A 14,838-nucleotide genomic window follows, 5' to 3' on the forward strand; every position below is an offset into this window, starting at 1 on the left:
CACCCTCCGCCTGTGTGCCAGGGGAGGGTGCGCCGTCGTCGGTCAGTGAGCGGATCAGCCGATCGTGGCCCCGAACAGCAGGCCCAGAAGGTAGGTGGCCCCGGCCGCGCCGAGTCCGATCAGCAGCTGACGCAGCGCACGGCTGAGCGGCGACGTGCCGGAGAGCAGCCCAACGACCGCGCCCGTGCCGAGCAGCACCAGGCCCACCAGGACCACCGACAGCGCCAGCGCGCCGAAACCGCTCATGCCGAAGAGGAACGGCAGGATCGGGATGAGCGCGCCGGAGGCGAAGAAGCAGAAGCTGGACGAGGCGGCGCCCCAGGCGGTGCCGATCTCCTCATGGTCGTTCGTCGTCTCGGGGGCCTCGGGATGCAGGGAGAGGCTCGGGTCGCAGTCGCAGCTGAAGCGCCCCATCCGTTCCGCGGCGCGGTGCTCGGCGGCTTCGCGGCTCATGCCGCGCGCCAGGTAGACCAGGACGAGCTCGTTGTGCTCCAGATCGAGGCGCGGTGCGGCGTCGAGCGTGATCTGTGTGGGGCGGCTGGCCTCCAGGAGTTCCCGCTGGGAACGGACCGAGACGTATTCGCCCGCGCCCATCGAGAGGGCGCCGGCCAGCAGGCCCGCGACGCCGCTGAAGAGGACCACCTGGCTGTCGACGCCGGTGGCCGCCATGCCCATGACGAGGGAGAGGTTGCTGACCAGGCCGTCGTTCGCCCCGAACACGGCGGCGCGGAACGTCCCGGACAGCCGGGCGCGGCCGCGGGTGGCGAGGCCTCGCACCACTTCTTCATGGATCTGCTCATCGGCGGCCATGGCGGGGGTGGCGTGGGGATCGGTCGCGTACGGGGAGCGGCCCTCGGCGCGCTGAGCCAGCGCCAGAACGAATACGGAGCCGAAGTTCCGGGCCAGGAAGCCCAGGAACCGGCTGTTGAGGGAGGCATGGCGGGGCTTGTCCGCCTGATCGCCCAGCAGTGTCAGCCAATGGGCTTCATGCCGGCCCTCGGCTTCCGCGAGAGCCAGGAGGATCGCCTTCTCCTCGCCTTCGCGACGGGCCGCCAGATCGCGGTACACGGAGGCTTCGGCGCGTTCGTCCGCAAGGTACTGCTGCCAGCGCCGGATATCGGCGGGTGACGCTTGAGGGGTGTTCATGGGATCCTGCTCCTGAGGTGTGGTCGGAGGTGGCGCCCCATTGCGCAGCCCTCACTGTAGCGCGAAATTCCGCGGATTTTCGGACGGTTCACCGACGCTTCCGGTTTCGGTGGACCGCAATCGGGAGAGCGGCTGAAGGCTGAATCTGAGCTCCCGTCCGGCCCGCAGACCCGTGACCGCGACGCGGACCGTCAGCACGCCGTCGTCCTCCCAGACAGGGGGCCGGACCGCCCGGTTCAGCGCGTCGATCAGCTGATGCGGCTGCGCGCAGAAGTAGTGGTGGCTGGCGCCGTGGAGGAACAGGGTGACCCGGCCGCTCTGGAGGTCGACGGCGGGCAGGACGGTGACGGACATGAGAATCCTTGCGTGTGCTCTTGCCCCGCCAGGAGAACGGGGCCGCTTCTGCATCCGAGCCACCCGTGAACATGGGGTTGGCGGGTGGCCAGTCGGAGCTTGGCGCCACCTCTCGTGAAGCTGACTACACTGTAGCGGACGACGGCGGAGCGCGGCAGGGATCTGCGGTCGGCCGGGGGTCCTGTGACGCGGTGTTGAGCTGGGGAGACTCCGGTTGCGACGGATCCAAGTTGAGGTGCAGGCATAACTTGATCCCTGGTACTAAACTCGCTTCCAGAAGCTGCCCAACGTGACCGGGAACACTTCCGTGCCCAACTCGTGGATCCCCCCACCTCGAGCGGCGCCCGCGATTGAAAGGCCACCATGAAAGCCCTCCCCATCGAGCCGAGCAACGCGCCGATCAACATCGGCTCGCGGATCCGTGCGGCCCGCAAGGCTCAGCGCATGACGATCGAGCAGGTGGCCGAGGTGACCGGCCTGACCAAGGGCTTCCTGTCCCGGGTGGAACGCGATCTGACCTCGCCCTCCGTGGCGTCCCTCGTCACGCTCTGCCAGGTGCTGTCGGTGGACATCGGTGATCTGTTCGCGGCGACCGACGTGGCGCTGACCCGGGCCGACGAGGCTCCCAAGATCTCGTTCGGTGGCGACGGGATCATCGAGACCCTGCTCACCGCACGGTCCGAACGCCGGGTGCAGTTGCTGAGGGGAGTCATCGAGCCCGGAGGCAAGGGCGAGTCGGAACTCTACTCCGTGGACTGCGACGTCGATGTGCTGCACGTGGTCAAGGGCCGGATCGTGCTGATCCTCTCCAATGAGCGCTACGAACTCTCCGCCGGCGACACCTTGAGCTTCCCCGGCCGTGAGCCGCACACCTGGCTGAACCCGACCGATGAAGAAGTCGAGGTCCTCTGGGTCCTGGTTCCCGCCGCCGCGGCGTAGGGGAGTGGTTCGCGGGGGTCGGGCGCTCGCTGGCGGGTCATTCTGTGCAGTGAATCCGCAAGGCTGGAGTGGAGTGTCCCCTGAACTCGCTATGGCAGTGCCGGACCACCGCTGACCTCGCTATGGAGGGTCTGAGATCGCTACAACCGGTAGCGATCTCAGACCCTCCATAGCGAGGTCAGCGCGACACTGCGAGGTGAGCAATGCAGCTGCGAATTCAGGTGCGGGGAGGCGGCGCCGGTCCGCGTAGTGCGGACGTGATCCTGCGGCGGACCTCGCCAGGTCGTTCCAGATCCGACCATGTGAGCCTGACGAAGCGCCACCCGAGTTCCATCAAGTGCCGCTCGCGGAGCCGTTCCTCGTAGAGGGCGCGATCCGTTGGAGTCGACCCGAAGTACTTCACTTCGCCGTCGAATTCCGCGGCCAGCATCTTTTCTGGCCAGGCGAAGTCGAGGAATCGCCGGCCAATGGGCGTCTGCACCTCCCATTGCGGAATCGGATTCGGAAGGCCCTCGAGATGGAAGAGGAGCCGGGCCCGGGATTCCGCCACGGATTCACTCCGCGGATCTGCCAGCTCCACGACTCGTCGAGCGTTCACGACCCCTCGGTATCCGGTCATCCCCTCCAGCATTCTCAGCAGAAGGGCGAGGTCCGCTCCGAGCCCGAGCGCCTGATCCGCCAGGATGACCGCGTCCTCGAGGGGCATGATCCGTGCGCAATCGATGATGGTGCGCTCCAGCGTGGTGCAGCGGATTCCGGCGATGTTCTCGACGTGGTCCTCCGGGAGGTGGACGATGTGGGTCCGGACGCCGGCACCGAGGCGTCGCGTACAGGGGTTACTGGTGCAGGACACATGGATGGTGCTGCTGTCGCGGAGGAACCTCAAACCCCTGAGCCGCGCCGCGGAGGTATGGCTGTACACATAGGCGGCATCGGGTCTGGCCGCGGACCGGTGCACGTGGGCGTGGAGCGTCTGGTCAGCGAGGTCACGCATACCCGGCGCGGGAGCAGCACGCCTCCGGGCGAAGAGGCCCGGGCGCAGCCGCACGATGTCCCCGGTGGTGAGCAAGCGTCGTCGTGCGCTGCGTCCGATGCCGAGGTGCTCAAGCTCCGCGGTGGTCCAGTGCTCCTGGTCCGATGGCAGCCATGCGGTGGCGGGGAAAGGTGTCATGTCCCCATCCTGCGGAGTCCAGCCCGAGGTCATGTGAACTCGGACGGCCATGTGGATGCCTGGCGGCCAGGTCTCTCCACAAGCACGGGGTGACAGGCTGAACTCGCTATGGAGGGTCTGAGATCGCTACAACCGGTAGCGATCTCAGACCCTCCATGGCGAGTTCAGCGTTCAGGAGCGGGCGGACCTGCAAGAGCCGCGATCCAGGCGTCCCTCGAGCAGCCCCCGTCCTCACCCCACGTGGACCCAGGGCCTCCGGGTGATGTCGGGTTCGGCCTCGCGCAGGACTTCGCGGGTCACGGGCGCGATCTCGCCTTCTCCGAAGAACAGGTACTTCAGGAGGTTGGAGATCGGGTTGCCCTCGGTCCAGCGGAAGTAGATGTGGGGCATGAGACCGGTGACGTCCCGCAGGTGCAACAGCACTGCGGCGAGTGTGTTCGGGACGTTGCCGCTGTGGACCTCCAGCACGCGGTAGCCGTGCCGGATCTTGCCCTGGACGAGTAGTTCCTCCTCGAAATCGGAGCTGTCCTCCACCACCACCTCGATGAACATGGCGTCCGTGCCGGGCATGTGGCTGGCCAGCTGGGCGTGCTTGAACTTGGTGATGTACCGCTGGGCCGCCGTGGACTTGGGTTCGTGGGCGATCAGACGGATGGGCCCTTCCTCTTCGGAGGCGAGGAACTGGAGGGCCTGCTCGTCGAGCTTGATGGTGGTGGCCCGGAGCTCGAACGACCGCCGAACCCTCGATGCGAAGCTCACCACGAGGATGCCCAGGATGAAGACGGCGGCGATCTTGATGCCGTCCGGGCGCTCCACCATGTTCGCGATCGTCGTGTAGACGAAGACCGTGGCCACGAGCCCGAACGCCAGCATGGTCTTCTTCTGCCCGGCGTCGCGGGCGGCGAGCGTCACGGCGACGGAGGCCGAGGTGATCAGCACCAGCACGCCGGTGGCGTACGCTCCGCCCTGCGCGTCGACGTCGGCGTCGAAGATCACGGTGATCACGAACGCGACCACGGTGAACACCAGGACCAGCGGCCGGATGGCGCGGGCCCAGGCCGGGGCCATGCCGTAGCGCGGCAGGTAGCGGGGAACCAGGTTGAGAAGTCCGGCCATGGCCGAGGCGCCGGCGAACCAGAGGATGGCGATCGTGGCGATGTCGTAGACCGTGCCGAAACCGTCGCCCAGGTACTGGTGGGCCAGGAAGGCCAGGGCGCGCCCGTTCGCCTTCCCGCCCGGCTGGAACTCCTCGGCCGGGATGAGGATGACGGTGGACAGCGAACTGGTCACCAGGAACGCGGACATGATGATCGCGCTGGTGGTGAGGAGTTTGTGGGCGCCGCGGATGCGGCCGGCGGGGTTCTCCTCGGTGTCGCCCTGGGCGCCGCGGATCTGCGGCATGACGGCGACACCGGTCTCGAAGCCGGAGAGGCCCAGCGCGAGCTTCGGGAACACCAGGACGGCCAGGGCGATCATCATGACCGGGTTGCCGTGCTGCTGATTGAGGGCGGACCACCAGTCGCCCACCAGGACGGGCGAGGTGAAGACGTGGACCAGGGAGACGAGGACCACCACGAGGTTCAGGGCGAGGAACGCCGCGACCAGCAGCACCGCCACCTTGATGGCCTCGGAGAAGCCGCGCAGGAACACGACGCCGAGCCCGGCCAGCAGCGCGAGGGTGATCACGAGTTCCTGGCCGTGCAGGAAGTCGGGCGCGAAGGGGTTGTGCGTGAGGTGCGCGGAGGCGTCGGCCGCGGAAAGCGTCATGGTGATCATGAAGTCGGTGGCGGCAAACCCGAGGAGCGCGAGGACCACGAGTTTGCCGCCCCAACGGGGGAGGAGGCGCTCAAGCATGGCGATGGAGCCCTCACCGCGAGGGCTCTCCTTCGCCACACGCCGGTACACGGGGAGTGCGCCGGCCAGGGTGACGACCACCAGGATGATGGTGGCCAGGGGGGAGAGCAGTCCGGCAGCGAGCGCGGCGATCGCCGGTTGGTAACCGAGGGTGGAGAAGTAATCGACGCCGGTCAGGCACATCACTTGCCACCAGGTCTTCCGGTGGTGCTGGTCGGCCAGGCCGTGGGGGCCGGTCTGCTTTCCAGCGCCTTCGGCGGTCTCCGCCATCAGCCATTCCCGGAGCGTGGTGCGCTTGCGGGGGTCGGAAGGATCCGCGGGTACGCGGGTGAGCGTGGTCACGAGATCTCCTGTGATGGTGGAACCGTTCGCTGTGGACGCTTTCACGCTAGGCCCGGCCGGGGACGGCTGCCGGTGATCTTTATGAATCCTTTACGGCCGTTCCGCCGTGTTGTCGAGCCGGCATGGACGACGACGGCGGCCGGTCCCGCGGCGGGGCCGGCCGCAGCTTCGGGCGGCGACGGAGGGCCTCCCAGAGCTCGGATGCCAAGTAAACAGCTGTTGCATAAAAGAAAACAATGTCCTTATGATGGTGATCACAGACTCGCCCCCGCCGGGGCCGTTCAATGGAGAGTGAAGGACGGATATGGAAGAGCTCCGCATCGAAGCCAATGGCAACCTGGGTCCCATCGACTCCTCCCGGATCCCGCGCTACGCGGGGGCTGCGACGTTCGCCCGCCTCCCGCGCCTGGATCAGGTGGAGAAGGCCGACGTCACGGTCGTCGGCGTCCCCTTCGACACGGGTGTTTCGTACCGTCCGGGCGCGCGATTCGGCGCCAACCATGTCCGTGAAGCCAGCCGTCTGCTCCGCCCGTACAACCCGGCCTGGGACGTCAGCCCGTTTGAGAACGTCCAGGTGGCCGACGCCGGCGACATGGCGGTCAACCCGTTCAACATCAACGAAGCCATCGAGACCATCCAGCAGAACGCGCTGGACCTGACGGCGAACGGCAGCAAGCTCGTCACCCTCGGCGGGGACCACACCATCGCCCTGCCACTGCTGCGCGCCGCCGCCGAGCGCGCCGGTGAGCCGATCGCGATGCTGCACTTCGACGCCCACTTGGACACCTGGGACACCTATTTCGGCGCCGAGTACACCCACGGCACCCCGTTCCGCCGCGCGGTCGAGGAGGGCATCCTGGACACCGAGGCGATCAGCCACATCGGCACCCGCGGCCCCCTGTACGGCAAGAAGGACCTCGACGACGACCACCGCTTCGGCTTCGGCATCGTCACCTCCGCCGACGTCTACTACCAGGGCGTCCTCGAGACGGTGGAGAAGATCCGCGACCGCATCGGCCGCCGTCCGCTCTACATCTCCATCGACATCGACGTGCTGGACCCGGCCCACGCCCCGGGCACCGGAACTCCTGAAGCGGGCGGCATCACAAGCCGCGAGCTTCTTGAGATCATCCGTGGCTTCCGCGGCATGAACCTCGTGGGCGCCGATGTCGTCGAGATCGCTCCGGCCTACGACCACGCGGAGATCACGGGTGTGTCCGGCAGCCACGTGGCTTACGAGCTCGTCACCCTCATGGCCGACTCCGCCCTGGAAGGCGACCGTTTCGGCGCTCCGAACGGCTACGCGGCACAGGCCCTCGGCCAGACGGATCACCGTCCGGCCGGTTTCAACGCCTGAGTGACGTCCGCCAGCGTGAGGGGTTCCAGCGTCGGGGTCTGACCGACGCGGTCCTCTGACAGCAGGTTTCCTCCAGCAGCGCCCCGGGAATCCGGGGCGCTGCTGCGTTTAAACCCGGCCGGGGGAGCCCGTTCATTTCTGCAAGAACTGCTTCGGAACTCTGGTCTGGACGGCCCGGAGAGCTTAGCCTGAAGGCATGTCCACAGGGTGAGTTCCCATGATACGGTTGCCTCCCGCAACCAAGAGGCCTTCGGGCACCGTCGATTCCTCCTGGCCGAAGCGGTCGGTGGCCCCGGCCCCTCCGCTGAGCCGGAGCAGGAGTACCCTCCAGGCGGATTGTTGCCGTTCCGACCCGGAAAACCGTCGTCCTGAAGGATGATCTCGCTGCATTTCCCCTTTTTTGTCAGACCCTGTTCACTAGGCTGGATTCCATGCTCCTGACGCTCATCAAGCGCTACTCAAAGCCTTATCTCGGCCAGATCCTGGCCGTGCTCCTCTTCCAATTGGGCTCCACCATCGCGGCCCTCTACCTTCCCAGCCTGAACGCCCAGATCATCGACCAGGGCGTCTCCAAGGGCGACACCGACTACATCTGGCGCACCGGCAGCGTGATGCTGATGGTGGCCTTCATCCAGGTCATCTGTGCCATCCTCGGCGTCTACTTCGGTTCGAAAGCCTCCATGGCGATCGGACGCGATCTGCGCCGCGGGATCTTCCGCAAGGTGACCAGCTTCTCCGCCAAGGACGTCAACAGGTTCGGCGCCCCCACTCTGATCACGCGCGGGACCAACGATGTCCAGCAGATCCAGATGGTCGTCCTGATGGGCCTGAACTTCATGGTCTCCACACCGATCATGTGCGTCGGCGGCATCATCATGGCCCTGAAGGAGGACATCAGCCTGTCCTGGCTCGTGTGGGTCTCCGTGCCGATCCTGGTGGCCGTCGTCGGCTACCTGGTCGTCCGTCTGATGCCCCTCTTCCGGGGGATGCAGGGCAAGATCGACCGCATCAACGGTGTGCTGCGCGAGCAGATCATCGGCATCCGCGTGGTGCGTGCCTTCGTGCGCGAACCCTTCGAGAAGGACCGGTTCGGCGTCGCCAACCAGGACCTGACCAACGTCTCGCTGAAGATCGGCGCCCTCTTCGTGCTGATGTTCCCAGCGATCGGCATGATCCTTCACCTCTCGACGGCCGCCGTGCTGTGGTTCGGCGGACAGCGCGTGGACCAGGGCAGCATGCAGGTGGGGTCGCTCACCGCGTTCCTGTCCTACCTTCTGCAGATCCTCATGGCGGTCATGATGGGAACCTTCATGGCCATGATGATCCCGCGCGCCTCGGTCTGCGCCGACCGCATCGGTGAGGTGCTCGACGTCGAGCCGTCCATGAAGGAGCCGAGCGACCCGAAGCAGCCGGCCGAGCTGGCCGGTCGCGTCGAGTTCCGCGACGTGACCTTCGCGTACCCCGGCGCCGAGGAGCCCGTGCTCAGCAACATCTCCTTCACGGCGGAGCCCGGCCAGACACTGGCGATCATCGGTTCCACCGGTTCCGGCAAGACGACGCTGGTCTCCTTGCTGTCCCGCCTCTACGACGCCGAGTCGGGCGAAGTGATCCTGGACGGGGTGCCCGTTCCGGAGCTGGCCCGTCAGGACATCACCCGTCGCGTGAGCATGGTGCCGCAGAAGCCGTACCTGTTCTCCGGAACGATCGGTGACAATCTGCGGTTCGGGCGGACCGAGGCCGAGGACGAGGACCTCTGGAACGCGCTGCGCGTGGCGCAGGGCGAGGACTTCGTCCGGGCGAAGAGCAAGGGACTCGACTCCCGGATCGCCCAGGGCGGCACCAACGTCTCCGGCGGTCAGCGCCAGCGCCTGTGCATCGCACGGGCCCTGGTGAGCCGGCCCAAGGTCTACGTCTTCGATGACTCGTTCTCCGCTCTGGACGTCACGACGGACGCCAAGCTCCGCGCCGCGCTCAAGAAGCAGACGTCGGACGCCACGGTGATCATCGTGGCGCAGCGCGTCTCGACCATCACCGAGGCGGACCAGATCCTGGTCCTGGACAACGGCCGGATCGTGGACCGTGGCACCCACCAGGAACTCCTGGCCACGAGTCCCACCTACCAGGAAATCGTTGAATCCCAGCTGAGTGCCGAGGAGGCAGCATGAGCGGCGACAGCAAGTTCGCAGGTCGCGGCAAGCGCGGAAAGGGCGGAGCCGTGGCGGAAGACGCTGCGGTCGCTCCCTCCGTCACGCCCGATGATGACGGGATCGAGGAGCAGGAGTACCAGCCCACCGAGGCCGACGGCGGCATGTTCGGCGACGTGCCGGCCAAGAAGGCCAAGAACTTCTGGCCCAGCGCGAAGCGCCTCTTCGGCCTGCTGAAGCCGGAGGCCGCGGGAGTCTGGTTCGTGGTGGTCCTCGTGATCATCTCGGTCGTGCTCAACGTGATCGCGCCCAAGGTGCTCGGCAAGGCCATGGACGTCATCTTCGCGGGCGTGATCGGCAAGCCCCTTCCGGCGGACGTGACCAAGGACCAGGTGGTCCAGGGTCTGCGGGCATCGGGACAGAACAACTTCGCGGACATGGTGTCCAAGATGGATCTTGTCCCGGGCCAGGGCATCGACTTCCAGCAACTGAGCTTCCTGATCGCCTCGGTGCTGCTCATGTACTTCGCGGCGAACCTGTTCCTGTGGGCTCAGGGATACATCCTGAACCGGATCGTCATGAAGGTGGTCCGCCGCCTGCGTGACGACACGGAGGCCAAGCTCAACCGGCTTCCGCTGAACTACTTCGACACCCGGCAGCGCGGCGACATCCTGTCCCGCGTGACCAACGACGTCGACAACGTCCAGCAGGGTCTCCAGCAAGCGTTCTCCCAGCTGGTGTCCTCCGTGCTGACCGTGCTCGGCATCGCGGTCATGATGTTCGTGGTCTCCTGGCAGCTCGCCCTGATCGCCCTGATCGCGCTGCCGCTGTCCGGCATCGCCGCCGGTGTGATCGGCAGCCGCAGCCAGAAGCTGTTCGCCGCGCAGTGGAAGAACACGGGTGACCTGAACGGCCAGATCGAGGAGTCCTTCTCCGGTCACGATCTCGTGCGGATCTTCGGTCGCGAGCAGGACATGCTCGAGCGCTTCGATGAGAAGAACGAGTCGCTGAACAAGGCGGCGTTCGGCGCTCAGTTCGTGTCCGGCATGATCTTCCCGGTCATGCAGTTCATCTCCTACCTGAGCTACGTGGGCATCGCGGTCGTGGGTGGTCTCCGGGTCGCCGCCGGCCAGATGTCGCTGGGTGATGCCACCGCCTTCATCCAGTACTCCCGCGAGTTCAGCCAGCCGCTGGGCCAGATCGCCGGCATGGCGAACATGCTCCAGTCCGGTGTGGCGTCCGCGGAGCGCGTATTCGAGTTCCTCGACGCCGACGAGCAGGACGAGGAGACCGCCACGGAGCATCTCCCGGCCAAGACGGACGGCCATGTGGAGTTCCAGAACGTCAGCTTCAGCTACACGCCGGACAAGCCGCTCATCGAGGACCTCTCCTTCACCGCCGAACCCGGCCACACCGTGGCCATCGTGGGTCCGACGGGTGCGGGCAAGACCACCCTGGTGAACCTGGTCATGCGCTTCTACGAGCTGAACTCCGGACGGATCACGCTGGACGGGGTGGACATCACGCACCTCAGCCGGGCGGAACTCCGCTCCAAGATCGGCATGGTCCTCCAGGATGCGTGGCTCTTCGGAGGCACCATTTACGAGAACATCCGCTACGGAAACCTCGACGCCACCGAGGACCAGATCATGGCGGCGGCGAAGGCCACGTTCGTGGACCGTTTCGTGCGGGCCCTCCCGGACGGGTACGAGACCGTGATCGACGAGGAGGGCAACAACGTCTCGGCGGGTGAGAAGCAGCTCATCACGATCGCCCGGGCCTTCGTGTCCGATCCGTCGCTGCTCATCCTCGACGAGGCCACGAGCTCCGTCGACACCCGCACCGAGCTGTTGCTGCAGAAGGCCATGGCCGCCCTGCGGACCGACCGGACCAGCTTCGTGATCGCTCACCGTCTCTCGACGATCCGCGACGCCGACACCATCCTGGTGATGGAGGACGGCCGCATCGTGGAGCAGGGCAACCACGCCCAGCTCCTCGCCAGTGAGGGTGCGTACTACCGCCTCTACATGTCGCAGTTCGCAGGTGGCATCGAGGAGGAGGAAGAGCCCGCGCCGGTCGGCGCCGGAGAGTAAGCAGGCAGAGAGTCGACAGCAGGACGTCATCGCCCCGGCGTCGCGCAGGTCAGTTGATCCGCACGACGCCGGGGCACGGCACTCTTCGCGATTGAACCGTTTCGCGGGCCGGCTCTCCTCGCAGGCCCGGGTACCGGGCGAACCGCGAGCCGGGTGCCCGCGCAACGCCGGATCCACGAAACACTGGGATCACGAAACCCGGAACACCGGAAACCCAGAACGCCGGAACCACGAAACACAGGAACAACAGGGGAATCGCATGTTGCTTGAGATCGCCGTCACCTCGCCCAGCGGAGTGGCGATCGCCGCCAACGAGGGAGCAGACCGGGTCGAGCTGACCACGGCTCTGGAACTCGGGGGACTGACCCCCTCTCAGGGCCTCATGGAGGCTGGCATGGAGGCGGCCGGGGGATCGGTGGAGGTCCACCCGCTCATCCGGTGCCGTCCCGGTGACTTCCTGTATTCCGCTGACGAGCTGAGTCTCATGGAACGCGAGATCCGGGCGCTCCTGGGTCAGGGCGCCTCAGGTGTGGTGGTCGGAGCCTTGACGACCGACGGCGAGGTCGACCGCGAGGCGCTTCTGCGTTTGTCGACAGCCGCCCGTGAGGTCCGCGATGACGCCGAGCTGACGCTCCACCGGGCGATCGACCAGGTCCAGGACGCGGAGCGCGCGCTGGACACCGTGATCGACCTGGGATTCACGAGGGTGCTGTCGTCGGGGCAGCACGCGACGGTCGCGGCAGGCCTCCAGCAACTCGGGAAGATGCGTCGCCACGGGCAGGACCGGATCCAGATCATGGCCGGTGGCGGCCTGTCCTTGGAGGACATCCCGGCGGTGCGGGCCGCAGGGCTGGATGCCGTCCACCTCTCCGCCAAGAAGGTGATCTCGACCGCCCAGGGGGACTCGGTGTCCCTGGGCGCCGCGGACGGTGCGGATCCGACGGCCTACCTGGTGACCGACGCCGCCGTGGTCCGGGCGGCCCGACAGGCGATCGACAGCTGATCGCAGCCATCGGCAACCGCGACCGGCAGCTGTAACCCGGGCCGTCCGACGCGGCGCATGACGGATTATGACAGGAATTCCCACGCTGGGTCACAATCCTCGCTTGATTGACACTTCAATGCTTGAGATCTCAAGTTTCGCCCTGTGATCCGCCTCCGCCTGCGACCGGTCGAGGGTGGATCCGGCCGCGGACTGGCGGCGGTTTCCGCCGAAGCTTTCATCGATCGCGGTTGTATGTCGCCAAATGTCGCGGTTTTGCGACGACTCGCCGAAGAATCGTTGGACGTTTGCGGGTCACGAAGATTTTCACAAAAGCCTATGGAAATCCGAGTCACTACCTGTAAACTGGAACGGTCGAAGTGTTTGGCACTCAGCAGTTCAGGTAGTACCGTGGCGTCCTCGCCCATCTTTCTGAAGCATGGTTGAAGCATCCACTCGCCGGGTCTCATATACCGGGGATCCGTAAACCTTCAGTAAGGAAAGTAAGAAAGACATGGCAACAGGCAGCGTCAAGTGGTTCAACGCGGAAAAGGGCTTCGGCTTCATTGCACCTGAGGATGGTTCCCAGGATGTGTTCGCGCACTACTCCGCAATCAACAGCAACGGCTACCGTTCTCTCGAGGAGAACCAGCGCGTGTCGTTCGACATCGAGCAGGGTCCCAAGGGTCCCCAGGCCGTGAACATCACCGCTATCTGAGGTTCTCCGAAGAGCCCGATGCCGATCAGGGCAGGGCACTCTTAGAACTTTGAAAGGGCCGGTCGCGAAAGCGACCGGCCCTTTCGCGTGCCCGCGGTGGAGCGCATCGGGTTGAGGGACCATGCGGGTCGTCGCCGCCTCGCCACCCTCGCCCCGCGGCCGTGGGTGCCCACCGTTTCGCCGACGCCAGACCCGTGCAGCCGGCCCTGACGCCCGCCGGTCGATCGTCAGTCCCAGCCGACCCGCCCGCCCGCGAGGCCCAGGCCAGCCTGGCCCGGCCCGGCCAGGCCAGCTGGGCTCAGCCCAGACCCGTCCCGACCCGACCCGACCTGGCCCGGCCCGGCGTCGCGTTCTCAGCTCAGGACAAGACGGGGCTGACCGCTCCGGTGCCCGCGCCGGCCAGCCGCGGTCGCACGCCGAGGCCGTGCACGGTCCACCCGGCCTCCGACCACTGGGCCGCGTCGAGGGCGTTGCGGGTGTCCAGGAGAAGACGGCGGCGCACGACCGACGCGGTGCGGACCGGGTCGAGCGCCCGGAACTCCTCCCACTCGGTGGCGAGCACCACCAGTTCGGCCCCTTCCAGCGCGGCCATCGGGCGGAGCTCGAAGCGCAGCTGGGGGAACCGCAGCCAGGCGTTGTTGATGGCCCGAGGATCGGTCACCGTGACATGAGCGCCGGCCTCGGCCAGGCGGACCGAGACGTCCATGGCGGGGGAGTCGCGGATGTCATCGGTGTCCGGCTTGAAGGACGCGCCCAGGACGGTGATCTGCCGCCCTGCGACCGAGCCGCCCAGGAGCCGGGCCGCAGCCTCGACACTCCGGACGCGCTGTGCCTGATTGATCCCGTCGACCGTGCCCATCCAGTCCTCCAGGCTGGAGACCCCGAGGCTGCGGGCCTGGGTCCGCAGGCTGCGGATGTCCTTCGGCAGGCATCCGCCGCCGAACCCGAGCCCGGCGTGCAGGTACCGCGCGCCGATCCGGGGGTCCAGGCCCATGGCGGAGGCGAGCTCGACGACGTCGGCGCCCGCGGCGTCGCACAGTTCGGCGATCGCGTTGATGAAGGAGAGCTTGGTGGCCAGATAGGCGTTCGACGCCGACTTGATCAGCTCCGCGGTCGCGTAACTGCAGACGAGCCGGGGCACGCCGGCCGTGAGCAGAGGGGCGTAGACCTCGTCGAGCGCCTGCACCGCGGTGTCGCCGCTCCGTCCCGCGACCCCGTAGACCAGCCGGTCCGGAACGAGGGAATCCTTGACCGCGGTGCCCTGCCGCAGGAACTCCGGATTCCAGGCCAGGACCAGATCCTCACCCTGCGTGACCAGCTCACCCAGCATGTCCACCGTCCCGACTGGGACCGTGGACTTGCCGGCCAGCACCGAGCCGGCTGGAGCATGGGCGATCACCTCGCGCGTGGCGGACAGCAGATACCCGAGATCGGCGCCCTCGCCGGTCTTCGACTGCGGCGTGCCGACGCAGAGGAAGTGCACCTCGCAATCCGCCACGGAGGAGAAATCCGACGAGAAGGTCAGCGAGCCGTTCGCCGTGCCGTGACGCAGCAGCTCATCGAGGCCGGGTTCGTAGAAGGGGGACTGGCCGCGGGAGAGCTGACGGACCTTCGCCTGATCCGTGTCGATGCCCACCACCTGATGGCCCATGGACGCCAGCGTGGCGGCGTGGACGGCTCCCAGGTATCCGCAGCCAATGACGGAGATCTTCATGTTCCGGCTCCTCTGCTTCTCAGC

At 66.8% G+C, this 14,838-nt stretch carries 11 protein-coding genes and 1 riboswitch; of the genes, 6 read left to right on the plus strand and 5 right to left on the minus strand.

The window, feature by feature from the left end; translation table 11 throughout:
- Nucleotides 1-54: 54 nt before the first annotated feature.
- Nucleotides 55-1,146 (minus strand): VIT1/CCC1 transporter family protein, encoded by a 1,092-nt coding sequence (locus P9849_RS03645; protein WP_278268347.1) that lies wholly within the window; start codon nucleotides 1,144-1,146, stop codon nucleotides 55-57.
- Between the two features lie 51 nt (nucleotides 1,147-1,197).
- Nucleotides 1,198-1,500 carry a hypothetical protein gene (locus P9849_RS03650; RefSeq protein WP_278268348.1) on the minus strand — a complete coding sequence of 101 codons (303 nt, stop codon included), beginning with the start codon at nucleotides 1,498-1,500 and terminating at the stop codon, nucleotides 1,198-1,200.
- A gap of 11 nt (nucleotides 1,501-1,511) precedes the next feature.
- A riboswitch (SAM riboswitch) is annotated at nucleotides 1,512-1,620 on the minus strand.
- A gap of 243 nt (nucleotides 1,621-1,863) precedes the next feature.
- On the opposite strand from P9849_RS03650, the gene P9849_RS03655 reads away from it, so the two are divergent.
- Nucleotides 1,864-2,439, plus strand: coding sequence for a cupin domain-containing protein (locus P9849_RS03655; protein WP_278268349.1), 576 nt, complete (start codon nucleotides 1,864-1,866; stop codon nucleotides 2,437-2,439).
- A 217-nt stretch (nucleotides 2,440-2,656) separates the two neighbouring features.
- On the opposite strand, the gene P9849_RS03660 is transcribed toward P9849_RS03655, so the two are convergent.
- Nucleotides 2,657-3,610 (minus strand): type IV toxin-antitoxin system AbiEi family antitoxin domain-containing protein, encoded by a 954-nt coding sequence (locus tag P9849_RS03660; RefSeq protein WP_278268350.1) that lies wholly within the window; start codon nucleotides 3,608-3,610, stop codon nucleotides 2,657-2,659.
- A 231-nt stretch (nucleotides 3,611-3,841) separates the two neighbouring features.
- Nucleotides 3,842-5,806 carry an amino acid transporter gene (locus P9849_RS03665; protein WP_278268351.1) on the minus strand — a complete coding sequence of 655 codons (1,965 nt, stop codon included), beginning with the start codon at nucleotides 5,804-5,806 and terminating at the stop codon, nucleotides 3,842-3,844.
- 304 nt (nucleotides 5,807-6,110) lie between these two features.
- Here P9849_RS03665 and speB point away from each other — a divergent pair, with 304 nt between their 5' ends.
- The 5 genes from speB (at nucleotide 6,111) to P9849_RS03690 (ending at nucleotide 13,100) form a co-directional block, all read left to right on the plus strand.
- On the plus strand, nucleotides 6,111-7,163 hold the full coding sequence (gene speB, locus P9849_RS03670; protein ID WP_278268352.1) for an agmatinase: 1,053 nt from the start codon (nucleotides 6,111-6,113) through the stop codon (nucleotides 7,161-7,163).
- Between the two features lie 431 nt (nucleotides 7,164-7,594).
- Entirely contained in the window at nucleotides 7,595-9,328 is a 1,734-nt protein-coding gene (locus P9849_RS03675; protein WP_278268353.1) for an ABC transporter ATP-binding protein, read from the plus strand.
- A 143-nt stretch (nucleotides 9,329-9,471) separates the two neighbouring features.
- On the plus strand, nucleotides 9,472-11,400 hold the full coding sequence (locus tag P9849_RS03680) for an ABC transporter ATP-binding protein (protein ID WP_278269082.1): 1,929 nt from the start codon (nucleotides 9,472-9,474) through the stop codon (nucleotides 11,398-11,400).
- A 259-nt stretch (nucleotides 11,401-11,659) separates the two neighbouring features.
- Nucleotides 11,660-12,403 (plus strand): copper homeostasis protein CutC, encoded by a 744-nt coding sequence (locus P9849_RS03685; RefSeq protein ID WP_278268354.1) that lies wholly within the window; start codon nucleotides 11,660-11,662, stop codon nucleotides 12,401-12,403.
- A 493-nt stretch (nucleotides 12,404-12,896) separates the two neighbouring features.
- The gene (locus P9849_RS03690) at nucleotides 12,897-13,100 is read left to right on the plus strand and encodes a cold-shock protein (protein WP_066214383.1); all 204 of its coding nucleotides are present in this window, start codon (nucleotides 12,897-12,899) and stop codon (nucleotides 13,098-13,100) included.
- A 358-nt stretch (nucleotides 13,101-13,458) separates the two neighbouring features.
- Here the strand turns inward: P9849_RS03690 and P9849_RS03695 are convergent, their stop codons facing one another.
- Nucleotides 13,459-14,814 (minus strand): UDP-glucose/GDP-mannose dehydrogenase family protein, encoded by a 1,356-nt coding sequence (locus P9849_RS03695; protein WP_278268355.1) that lies wholly within the window; start codon nucleotides 14,812-14,814, stop codon nucleotides 13,459-13,461.
- Nucleotides 14,815-14,838: the final 24 nt, after the last annotated feature.

The sequence above is a fragment of the Arthrobacter sp. Y-9 genome, from assembly GCF_029690065.1.
Classification (GTDB): Bacteria; Actinomycetota; Actinomycetes; order Actinomycetales; family Micrococcaceae; genus Arthrobacter_E.

Bases quoted from the DNA above. Each gene is read 5' to 3' on its own strand.
- P9849_RS03645 (WP_278268347.1), bottom strand. From the start codon at position 1,146: ATGAACACCCCTCAAGCGTCACCCGCCGATATCCGGCGCTGGCAGCAG.
- P9849_RS03650 (WP_278268348.1), bottom strand. From the start codon at position 1,500: ATGTCCGTCACCGTCCTGCCCGCCGTCGACCTCCAGAGCGGCCGGGTC.
- P9849_RS03655 (WP_278268349.1), top strand. From the start codon at position 1,864: ATGAAAGCCCTCCCCATCGAGCCGAGCAACGCGCCGATCAACATCGGC.
- P9849_RS03660 (WP_278268350.1), bottom strand. From the start codon at position 3,610: ATGACACCTTTCCCCGCCACCGCATGGCTGCCATCGGACCAGGAGCAC.
- speB (WP_278268352.1), top strand. From the start codon at position 6,111: ATGGAAGAGCTCCGCATCGAAGCCAATGGCAACCTGGGTCCCATCGAC.
- P9849_RS03675 (WP_278268353.1), top strand. From the start codon at position 7,595: ATGCTCCTGACGCTCATCAAGCGCTACTCAAAGCCTTATCTCGGCCAG.
- P9849_RS03680 (WP_278269082.1), top strand. From the start codon at position 9,472: ATGTTCGGCGACGTGCCGGCCAAGAAGGCCAAGAACTTCTGGCCCAGC.
- P9849_RS03685 (WP_278268354.1), top strand. From the start codon at position 11,660: ATGTTGCTTGAGATCGCCGTCACCTCGCCCAGCGGAGTGGCGATCGCC.
- P9849_RS03690 (WP_066214383.1), top strand. From the start codon at position 12,897: ATGGCAACAGGCAGCGTCAAGTGGTTCAACGCGGAAAAGGGCTTCGGC.
- P9849_RS03695 (WP_278268355.1), bottom strand. From the start codon at position 14,814: ATGAAGATCTCCGTCATTGGCTGCGGATACCTGGGAGCCGTCCACGCC.